This window comes from Ruania zhangjianzhongii (assembly GCF_008000995.1).
GTDB lineage: Bacteria > Actinomycetota > Actinomycetes > Actinomycetales > Beutenbergiaceae > Ruania > Ruania zhangjianzhongii.
In genome coordinates this window covers 633246-643117 of sequence record NZ_CP042828.1, presented here as the reverse complement: position 1 = coordinate 643117, position 9872 = coordinate 633246, and the positions used below count along the sequence as shown (strand labels likewise).

Here is a 9872-nt window from a genome sequence, read left to right as displayed (position 1 = left end):
AGTGGCCGAGGGCCGGCGGTTCATTCACGGCCGGATCCGCGAAGAATCGGACCGCGACCCGGGAGACAAATTGCTCGACGAACTCGTGCGCATCTCCGACCCGCGGACGGTCCACCCGGACGACAGTCCCAAGTGTTCGTGCTCTGTGCTTCGCTCGAGGATGACGACGCGGCGCAGTGGCGCCTGTACTGCGGGCCGCGTTCTGGCTACGCACTCCACATCGACACCTGCATCGCGCTTCGAGTCGTTGCTCCAACCGAGAGCAGGGCCAGACGACTTCGTTAGGGAGTACGTTCGGTCGCAACTCGCGGGTGGAGCGGTGGTACACCGTCGCCTACACCCACGCGAACAAGCAGCGGCTGGTCACCGACCTGATCAGGTGGGCTCGGGCGAGGAACGTTGGCGGTCGCCAGGAAGTCGACGACGACCTCGCAAGGGCCACGGCAGCTCCGGATGGTTCGGAGGAAGAAGCAGCGATGAGCGACTCCGCGAGCGAGGCGCGTGCCCGCATCGACACGGACCTCGCCAGCGCGATCCTGATCGCCTCAGCGCTGATGAAGCCGGAGGGGTTCCACGCCGAACGCGAAGCGCGAGCGATCGTGACGGCGGCTCGACCCGACCAACTGGTTCAGTACCGGGCTAACGACGAGCTGCCTATCCGGTACATGAGACTCGCAGCGGATGACAGGGTCACCAGCAGATACTTCGCCATGAACGACGACAAGGACATTCGACGGTTGCCCGTCACCGGTGTGACCGTAGGCCCCACCCCGTATTTCGATACCATCAGCGAGACCCTCCGCGCTCTTTGCCAGTCGGCCGACATCGCGACGCCGACCATCGTGGCAAGCGAGGTTCCGATGAGGTGGGGTCGCTAGGCGAGCGATAGGCAACCAACAGCCCTGGCCGGCGTGGAGACCAGGGCGCAGATGCCAGCATGATCGCGATCCGCAGGTGCTCCGGTATTCCGTGGGCAGCGGTCAACAACCTGACCCATCCACACATCGCCGGCATGTACTGACGCTGTGCCTCGAAATCCTCAGGTCGCCACCGCCGCACGGCCGGATCCCTCAAGAGCCAGGCCTCCGAGAGTCACACACCTGGTGCACCACGGGTGAGTGGCGCGGTATTGGTACCAGCGCCTCGTCGCGCGGGTGCGCGTGGAGTAGGCATGATGACGCTCCATGCGCTGCATGCCGGGACCGGGTACGAGTACCTGACTCGGCAGGTAGCGAGCGGCGATGAGGTGCGCCGCGGGCTGTCGCTTACCGACTACTACAACGCGCACGGCAACCCGCCCGGGCGGTGGGTCGGGAGTGGCACGCGGGCGATGCAGGTCGCGGGGCAGGTCGACGTGGCGCAGATGCGGAGCCTGTTCGGGTTCGGCGCGCATCCTAACGACGAGGCCCATATGCTCGGCAGGCCGTTCCTGCGCCGTCGGGAGCCGGAGGGCAACCCCTTCATCGTCGCGCTCGACCAGGCGTTCTCGGCGTTCGCCACTGAGCACGATCGTGCGCCTCGTGCCGGTGCTGAGCGCGAGCGCATCCGGTGGCAGGTCGCCACCGGGATGGTGCGCCAGAGCCTCGACGGCGCCGAGCCGTCAGAGTCAGAAGTCGCCCGCTTCCTCGCACACCGCTCGCCCGCCGATCGGGAGGGGGTCTCCGGCTTCGATCTCGTCTTCACGCCCGCCAAGTCGGTATCTGTGCTGTGGGCGCTGGCCGACGACAACGTGCGCGAGCAGATCAGCCAGGCGCACGCGGAGGCGTGGCAGCAGACCCTCGCCTGGATCGAGCATGAAGCCGCCGTCACCCGCACCGGTCATGGCGGGCTGAAGCAGATCGACACGAGCGGTCTGACCGCGGCCGCGTTCGACCATCTCGACTCACGCGCCAGCGACCCGAATCTGCACACCCACGTCACCGTTTCGTCGAAGGTCCTCGGCGTCGACGGCAAGTGGCGCAGCCTCGACGCCCGCGTGCTGTTTCGCCTGAAGGTGGCCGCCTCAGAGAGGTACAACGCGCTCGTCGAGGAGCAGCTCGTGCAACGGCTCGGGGTGCAGTTCATGCCCACGCCTCGGCCCGGTCGCAAGGTCCCCGTTCGCGAGATCGACGGCATCGGAGCCGACCTCGTCGCCCTGTTCTCACAGCGACGTGCAGCGATCACCGCGTCGTATGAGGAGATGGTCGCCGAGTACCGAGCAAGACACGGTCACGAGCCACCCCGCAGCGAGCAGTACCGCCTCGCCCAGGCCGCCACGCTGGCTACCCGCACCGGCAAAGAACCCGGCCGACCGCTCACGGAACGCGTTCTCGACTGGCGAGCCCGCGCCGTCGAAATGCTCGGCTCGACCGACGCAGTCCACCGACGGCTCGCAGCGGTCCTGCATCGCCGGCCTAGCCAGCCCGCCCTGCTGCTCGACGACGGCGCGGTCACACGCGACGCCGTCGACCGGGTGCTCGTGCTGCTCGGCGAGCGGCGCGCCACCTGGACCGCATTCCACGTCCTCGCCGAGGCGACGCGCGTGGTCCGCCCCCTGCCGGCCGTCCAGGAAGGGGCATGGTCGGTCACCGAGGCCGCGCAGGCCGTCGCGGCAGCGACCTTGGACGCCTCGCTCCGGCTCACCCCGGCGGATCCCGTCCCCACACCGGCGGCGTTGACCCGCGCCGACGGGATGTCGATCTACTCGCAGCACGGGACGACGGCGTACACCTCCCAGCAGGTGCTCGACGCCGAGGCGGACCTCCTCCACGCAGCACAATCCCGTGGTGGCTTCAGCGTGCGTGGAGGCGTCTTCGAATCCGCAGTCGCCGACGTCCAGATCGATTCGCGACGCCGCATGGACGCCCACCAGATCGCGATGGCGCGACAGTTCGCGTGCAGTGGCGAGCAGCTCGTCGTCGGCATCGGTCCGGCCGGCGCAGGGAAGACGACGGCGATGCGAGCCTTCGTCGCGGCCGTCACCGGCGCGGGTGGGAAGGTCGTGGCGCTGGGGCCGTCGGCCGTGGCGGCGCAGGTGCGCGGTGACGACCGCGGCGTCCCTGCCGAGACGCTGCACAGGTTCATCGCCGGCCGGGATCGCGGCGGCTCGATCCCGGAGCACCTGCGGGTCGACGGGCGCACCGTGCTGCTGGTCGACGAGGCCGGGATGGCCGGCACGCTCGAGTTGCAGCGTGTGCTCCGCATCGCCCAGGGCGCGGGTGCGTCGGTCCGGCTGCTCGGCGACCCGAGCCAGCTCGGCGCCGTGGGAGCCGGTGGTGCGCTGCGGCTCATTGCCAGCACGGTCGGCGCCGCCGAGCTCCGCGACGTCCACCGCTTCACCACCCCCGGCGAGGATGCCGCTGGCCTCCTCGTCCGCGATGGCCGCAGCGCGGGCCTCGACTTCTACGTCGACCACGGCCGCGTCCGCTCCGGCACTCGCGAAGCCGCGCTCGAGGACCTGCACGCCGCCTGGGTCGGCGACATCGCGCAGGGCCGCACCTCGGTCATGGTCGCCGCCACAAACGACGACGTCACTTACCTCAACGAGCGCGCTCGCCTTCATCGTGTGGCCGGCCAGGAGGTTGCCGCCGACGGCGTCCCGCTCGCCGACGGCACGACCGCCGGGGTCGGCGACGTCGTCGTGACCCGCCACAACGACCGGCTGTTGCGTCACGGCAGCACCGACTACGTCAAGAACGGCGACCTCTGGACCGTCACCGGCATCCGCGACGACGGCGCACTCGCCGTGCAGCACCGCGAGCACCGCACCCGCACCGTGCTTCCCGACGCCTACGTGCGCGAGCACGTACAGCTCGGCTACGCCACCACGGTGCACCGCTGCCAGGGCATGACCGTCGACATCGCCCGGGTGCTCGTCGATGGGTCGATGGCCCGCGAGCACCTCTACACGGGCATCACCCGCGGCCGGTCCAGCAACCACCTGTACGTCGTCACCGAGGAACTCCTCGACGTCTCGCTGCACCACCAGCCACGCCCCGACGCCGCAGCCCGCGAGGTCCTGGAAGGCGTTCTCGCACGAGGCGACTCCAACGACGCCGCAGCCCTGACCGCGGTGGTAGGCGAGCGCGAAGCAGCGGCCTCGCTCGCCACCCTCGTGCCCGCCTACGAGGACGCGTACGCGACCGCGCTCGATCCCGCCGCCGTCGCGAGCATGGGCGACGCGATCCGCGCCGCCTTCCCACCCGAGGACGCCGGCCGGATCCTGGACGACGACGCCTGGCCGCACCTGGCCGGGCTGCTCTACCGGCACCAGCGAACGGGCGCCGAGCTGGCGGAGCTGTTGGCCGGGCACCTCGAGAGCATGGTCGGCGCACGCTCGCCCGCCGCGCTGCTCGCCTGGCAGGTCGACGAACCTGTCATCGCGGGCGGACGGAACCGCCTTCCTGCTTGGATCGGCCCACCACCGCCAGAGGAGAGCCGACCTGCCAACGGACGCGACGCCGTCGGGCATGAGCCCCGACCCACGGAAGATCCGGCGGTGGCCGACTGGCTGCGCGCACAAGCGCGACGGATCAGCGATCGCCTCGACGAGCTCACTCTGCGAACCGCCGAGCGCCCGCCCGTGTGGGCGGCGGCGCTCCCAGCTGCGCCGGACGCCGACTCCCCCGATCGCCTCGTGTGGGAACAGCAGGTCCGCCAGATCATCGCCTACCGCGACCGCTACGCGATCGACACAGACTCGCCCCTCGGACGGCAGGTTTCTACGGACAGCCCGATGGGGCGCGCGAGGGCGGCCGCTGAGGCGGCGCTTGCCAGGCTCGGCGCTGGGAACGAGTCGCCGAGCGCCGCTGAGGTCGAGCGGCTTCGGCAGGCGGAGCGGGAGCAGGCGTTGGAGCAGACGGAGGTCAGCCTCGCGTCGCTGCAGGGCGGGCCGATTGACCTTCTCGACCCGATCCATCAGCACCTCAACGTCCTTGGTGACGGTGCTGGGCCGGGTCTCGGCTAGACAGCTGAGCGCGGTATCAGTGTGCTAGTCCGTCTGCGAGTCGCGAATGGCTTCAGGCTGTCCACTGGTGCATGAGGGCGAATTCTGGTCGTGTGATCCGGTGGACGAATCGGAGTCGGAGGTGGCATAGGTCGTCGTATCGTCGTAGCAGAACGTGGGGCTTGGTTGCGTATTGCCGAACCGATGAGGGAACGGATGGAGGTGCTCGCGTGTGGCGTGCGAGGTTCGTGGCCGCCGCCTGTGGGGCGTTGCTACTGGTATCCGGTTGCACACCTGCTGATACCGATCCGACACCTCCCGAGCCATCCCCGACATCTCAGAACAACACCAGCGATGTTGGCCAGTCCTCGTCGGACGATGATGCGGAGTACATCGGTGCGCTGGGGCCTGCCAGTGAAGAGTTCGACCCGGACGTGTTCCACCGCGCGGCCGATTACCACGGTCTGATCCAGTGCCAGATGAGTAATGGGTTGATTCTGACCGCGATTGAACTCGAGGCAGTGGACGAGAGCACCGATCGGCTGACGCTGGAGTACAGCGATCCAGACCGGTCAACCACACGGGGGCCCGGCGTGTGGGTTGAACCGACCGAGAGCGCGCGTCAGCCCGCGACCGGGGAGGAGCTGGACTTCGATGGCGAGGCGATTGCGTCGTTCTCGATCGTGGGTGTGAGTTGGAAGCCCGGTCGAGACCTGGGCAGTGACGTCTATGCGCCGAAGGCGACTGGGGGACCGATTGCGGATGTGCGCTACTTCGAGGGCAGCGGTGGCGGCCACGGCCTCTACGTCGGTTTCACGAGCAGCGACGCCAGGATCCGCACTCACACCGAGACGGACCCGTACCGAGTGGTCATCGAGGTGCGAACTCCCTGAGCCCGCACGGCGGACGGATGGCGTTCGTCGCCGCGGGGCGCCGGTAGATCGAACCGGGACGTAGCGCCCGCTGCACATCGAGGGCCCAGCGCTATCGGTCTCGATCGTCGGTCCAGGCTGCGCACGTGGTCAGGTATCGGAAGGAGCCCGCATGTCTGACACGACCCCGATCACGCCGTACCTGACCGTTCCCGAGGTGGCAGAAGCTCTGAGCTGCTCACCGGACACGGTGCGCAGATTGATCGCGCGAGGAGAGATGCGCGCGGTCCGGTTCGGCCGACTCATCCGCGTCGCGACCGGCGAGGTCGCACGAGCCGGGCGGCCTGTCAGCAGACTGAGCAGAAGCTGGGACGCCGCGATACCGGCTTCGAAGGATCGCGCTCCCTCCGGTCGCCGCCCTGGCGAGACGTGGCAGCAGTGGTCCACCCGTCGGTCGGCGCGCTGACTGAGCCCGGACTCAAGGTCAACGCGCGCCCATGAATCTTGCGTCGCCCTGCCGCGGCTCCCGACAGATGCGCCGTCGGCGGTACTCATTATCAGGTGCGGCATTTGCCGCTCCTGATAATGGCTTGGGCGAGAAGGCGAGCCGGACGATCGTCATCCCCGCTCGCGCTCCATCCTCTCGGCCAGTCGCGCACGGTCTGCGTGCCGTAGCCATCCCTTAGCGGCGCCGCGCCCGATCGCCTGACGCAGCAGGTAGGCCGGCGTGCCGAATCCCAAGCACTGCTCGATCGCCGCGGCTAGTGTGACAACCCTCATCTGCTCCCACCAAGTGACCTGACCGGGGGCAAGGACCCCCTCGTGTACTACGTACGCGGCGTTGTCGGCACGGCGGATTCGTCGAGCCTGTGGCACCGTCACGTGGTAGCGATCGGGGATGAGGTCACTGACGTCGTATATGTCCAGGGCCGTCTCGTGGCTCAGGGCCGCCTTGGGGTCGACCCGCCGTCGCACGCGCAGCAGCGCGCGATCTAGGTCGCCCGACGAGCCGGACTCACGGAGCCCATTGACGCCTCGACGGACTCCAGACGGCACGGTCGCCCAGTCCTCCGACGACCGGGTCCACGAAAGCAACGGCCGCACTGACGGTCTCCTGGAACGACTCAGGCAGGTCCGTCGCCGAGGCGCCGAGACCGCGCCGGTAAGCCTGGTACGTGGAGGCACGCAGAGCGGCCAGGCCCTGTGCTGCGTCGTGCAGTGGCCGCAGGCTGACGCCGCGGAACCCCGCCGTAGCCTCGAGCGCTTCACGAAATGCGACGCTCTCGACCGTTTGGGTCCCAGTCAGAACGTAGACGTCAGCGAAGTCCCGCACTCGTGTGTTGGCGATACCCAGGTCGATAGCTGTGACGAGCTTCTCGGCCAGCACGGTCTCAACTGGATAGCCCAAGACTCGGATCGGATCACCACCGGGCCGAAGCGCGGGCAGTTCGACAAGTCGCGGAGCCGGTGTCACTGGATCACCGAAGTTGATATCGAGCCGGAGCTTGACCGCAGCAGTCGCAAGTCGGGCAACCATGGTGACCCGCACTCCTGAGTAGAGCGCTCCCTCACGGATCGGAGCCGTAGCGGTACTGCTGGTGTCGAACTCGACGCCGTCGTCCCGATCGGGAAGCGCTGCTATCTCGGCAACTCGCTCAGCGACCGCATCGGCGTCGGCGGCCATGTTCCGGGCAAGCGCGTCGGCATCCACGGTCGGGCGTCGGGTTCCGAACGAGGCCAGCAGCATCCCGCCTTTCAGTACGAAGTCCTCGACATACGGCGAACGAGCGAGACGCGCAAGCCACCTTTCGACGACGTACATCGTCAGCAGTTCTTGGGTCCCCCGCCTCTCCCGGCGCGCGCGGTTCTGCAGGTCTAGGTATGCGCGCCCAGCAGAACTCGCTCGTGTCGGTCGGCTCATCGGGCGCTCGCTACATCGAGGGCTGCGCGCATCGGTCCGAGAACGCCGAGAGCCTGCGCGTACTCCAGCAGCAGCGCCGGGCGACCACCCGAGCCGAGGTAACGGTGCAGGGCAGCGTGCGCCACCGGCTCGCCAAACCTGCGCCGGAAACGCATCAGGTCCGTCACAGTCCTGGCAGCGTCGTAAACCCGTACCCGTTCATCCGGGGCTGCCTCGAACGAGGACAAGCCCACCGGGAAGGTCCGCTCCTCGAAGCGGAAAACCGTCACCGGCGGGTAGTCGATCTGCGGGGCATGAGATCGCTTCGGGACCGCGATCTGCGTGGTAGCCGGCATCTCGTCTGTCAGTTCATGGACCACTGCCGCCGACACGCAACACACGATCGCGCGAGGCGTCCTGTAAGCCACGGCCAGGGCGTCGGGATACGACGCCGGTAGAGCATCCGCCCGGCGGAACACTCCCCGGGACAGTTGGAGGATGCTGCCCTCGTCGCGCCAGGCATAGAGGTCACGCGGATGCACCCCATGCGTCAGCGCTACCTCCGTGCTGAAGGTGGGAGGCAGATCAGCCAATCTCCTCATGGATAAAAGCCTTACACATTGATCGGCTGAGAGCAAGGGTTCTATCCATCGTTCGGCCACATCTCCATACGGGCCTACCCCAGCGCCGCTGCCAGCCCCTTCGTCCGCGCCCGATCCCGTTCAGCAGTGGCGTGCTGGTAACGCAGCGCGACTGACACATCGGTGCGCCCACCGCGGTGAGCAGCGCGGCAAGGGTTGAGCCCTGCTGGCCTACATCGTCAGGCCGGTGTGGCGTAGGTCGTGGAACCGGAACTTCGGGCGGCCAGCCGCGGCGCCGGCGGCGCGCCAGTAGCGGTCGAAAACGTCGTCTGTGACACCCGCTCCGGGTTGCACCTGGTAGGGCGAGCATCGGCGCTGTGCTGCCGCTCAGTCGCACCGCCACCATGAGAATCCCCACCGCGACGTGAACCGAAGGAGCCGGAGCACCGCCGGTCATTCGTCCAATGCGAGGATGGCGCTAGCGACTTCGCGCGGGAACAGGGTCGACCAGACTATCTCGCCCCGCGACGGATCCAGCTCGGCCACCTGTGAGGGCTCCAGTTGCCAGTCGTCGGGTGAGATTCCCGGTACACAGTCCAGCAACAGTGCGAAGACCTCGGGGTTCGGGATGCCCTCTGCGATGATCGCCAAGTAGGCCTCGTGCCCATTGTCCGCTCTAACCAACGCCTTGATTCTGTGCCGCTGGAACTCCGCGACCGCCACCTTGCCTGACGTCAACGACATCGCGATCAGGCGGATCACCATGCGCTTCATCTCGACACGCCAAGCGACGGCCCGTTCGGCGGTGAGGCGCTTCCAGTCCCACCCGGTCGGAAGGAGGCCAACCGTGGAGAGGGCCTTCCCCGCCGTGCACTCACGCGTGATCGAGTCGTAGAAGTCGCGCTGCGGACTATCAGCCTGACGATGACCGGCCGCACCGATCCACCAGTTGCCCACTCCCTGCGGGTAGTCCTCGGCCCGCTCACTGTCCGACAATTCGGTGACGACGGCGCGCTGATCGCCCACCTTGACCTTGAACCAGACGCGATCCTTCAGCGCGAGGATGCGCTGTGCGCCACCGGCCTGACGTTGTTCTGGAACCGTCTGCGCGACAGTGACCACCACATGGTCGAGCTCGTCGAGAGGAGTGCCGAGGTTAGGAACCACCTGGCTGAGATCGGCGAGGCTGCGTCGTGTGGGGCGAACACCAGCGGAGTTTCGAGCCATGCACTCAACATATGGGGAGGCACCGACACGCCCCAGTGCGACCTCAGCCGGGCAGACCGCCAAGGTCGTCGAGCTCCTCAGGGCTCAAGCCGGTCATCATCGAGACGGCGGCTGCGTCCGTACCGTTGAGCTGGCCGAGGGCTGCTTTGACACCTGCGTTGATCTCGTCGCGGTGTGCGTCGATGTACTCGCGCACGGCGGCGTCGACGATGTCCTTCTTCGAACGCGACATGAAGTGAGCAGCTTGCGACACGAGTTCGTCCGTCGCAGCATCGACCTTGATCGGCGCGGTTGCCGTAGCCATGGCAGTTCTCCTCTGCGGTTCCGATCGGAACCCAAGTACCAAAGTACCAGAGTTTCGTTGGACC

At 67.8% G+C, this 9872-nt stretch carries 9 protein-coding genes; 4 read left to right on the top strand and 5 right to left on the bottom strand.

The genetic code is table 11. From position 1 onward, the window contains the following. Window positions 1–311 precede the first annotated feature (311 nt). From FU260_RS03035 to FU260_RS24540, 4 genes are all read left to right on the top strand, one after another. The gene (locus FU260_RS03035) at window positions 312–878 is read left to right on the top strand and encodes a hypothetical protein (protein ID WP_147915718.1); all 567 of its coding nucleotides are present in this window, start codon (window positions 312–314) and stop codon (window positions 876–878) included. A 293-nt stretch (window positions 879–1171) separates the two neighbouring features. After that, window positions 1172–4945 (top strand): MobF family relaxase, encoded by a 3774-nt coding sequence (mobF, locus tag FU260_RS03030; RefSeq protein WP_147915717.1) that lies wholly within the window; start codon window positions 1172–1174, stop codon window positions 4943–4945. A 209-nt stretch (window positions 4946–5154) separates the two neighbouring features. Further along, window positions 5155–5817, top strand: coding sequence for an AMIN-like domain-containing (lipo)protein (locus tag FU260_RS03025; RefSeq protein ID WP_147915716.1), 663 nt, complete (start codon window positions 5155–5157; stop codon window positions 5815–5817). A 151-nt stretch (window positions 5818–5968) separates the two neighbouring features. After that, complete coding sequence (locus tag FU260_RS24540; protein WP_147915715.1) at window positions 5969–6262, top strand: helix-turn-helix domain-containing protein; 294 nt, start codon at window positions 5969–5971, stop codon at window positions 6260–6262. A 152-nt stretch (window positions 6263–6414) separates the two neighbouring features. Here the strand turns inward: FU260_RS24540 and FU260_RS03015 are convergent, their stop codons facing one another. The 5 genes from FU260_RS03015 to FU260_RS02995 form a co-directional block, all read right to left on the bottom strand. Beyond that, on the bottom strand, window positions 6415–6771 hold the full coding sequence (locus FU260_RS03015; RefSeq protein ID WP_147915714.1) for a hypothetical protein: 357 nt from the start codon (window positions 6769–6771) through the stop codon (window positions 6415–6417). Between the two features lie 40 nt (window positions 6772–6811). Further along, window positions 6812–7618, bottom strand: a complete 807-nt coding sequence (locus FU260_RS03010; RefSeq protein ID WP_235912372.1) for a nucleotidyl transferase AbiEii/AbiGii toxin family protein — start codon at window positions 7616–7618, stop codon at window positions 6812–6814. A gap of 95 nt (window positions 7619–7713) precedes the next feature. Then, window positions 7714–8298, bottom strand: a complete 585-nt coding sequence (locus FU260_RS03005; protein WP_147915712.1) for a type IV toxin-antitoxin system AbiEi family antitoxin domain-containing protein — start codon at window positions 8296–8298, stop codon at window positions 7714–7716. A 432-nt stretch (window positions 8299–8730) separates the two neighbouring features. Continuing rightward, window positions 8731–9504, bottom strand: a complete 774-nt coding sequence (locus FU260_RS03000; protein ID WP_147915711.1) for a hypothetical protein — start codon at window positions 9502–9504, stop codon at window positions 8731–8733. A 43-nt stretch (window positions 9505–9547) separates the two neighbouring features. Continuing rightward, window positions 9548–9808, bottom strand: coding sequence for a hypothetical protein (locus FU260_RS02995; RefSeq protein WP_147915710.1), 261 nt, complete (start codon window positions 9806–9808; stop codon window positions 9548–9550). Between the last annotated feature and the right edge of the window lie 64 nt (window positions 9809–9872).

Bases quoted from the DNA above. Each gene is read 5' to 3' on its own strand.
- FU260_RS03000 (WP_147915711.1), bottom strand. From the start codon at position 9,504: ATGGCTCGAAACTCCGCTGGTGTTCGCCCCACACGACGCAGCCTCGCC.
- FU260_RS24540 (WP_147915715.1), top strand. From the start codon at position 5,969: ATGTCTGACACGACCCCGATCACGCCGTACCTGACCGTTCCCGAGGTG.
- FU260_RS03010 (WP_235912372.1), bottom strand. From the start codon at position 7,618: ATGTACGTCGTCGAAAGGTGGCTTGCGCGTCTCGCTCGTTCGCCGTAT.
- FU260_RS02995 (WP_147915710.1), bottom strand. From the start codon at position 9,808: ATGGCTACGGCAACCGCGCCGATCAAGGTCGATGCTGCGACGGACGAA.
- mobF (WP_147915717.1), top strand. From the start codon at position 1,172: ATGATGACGCTCCATGCGCTGCATGCCGGGACCGGGTACGAGTACCTG.
- FU260_RS03005 (WP_147915712.1), bottom strand. From the start codon at position 8,298: ATGAGGAGATTGGCTGATCTGCCTCCCACCTTCAGCACGGAGGTAGCG.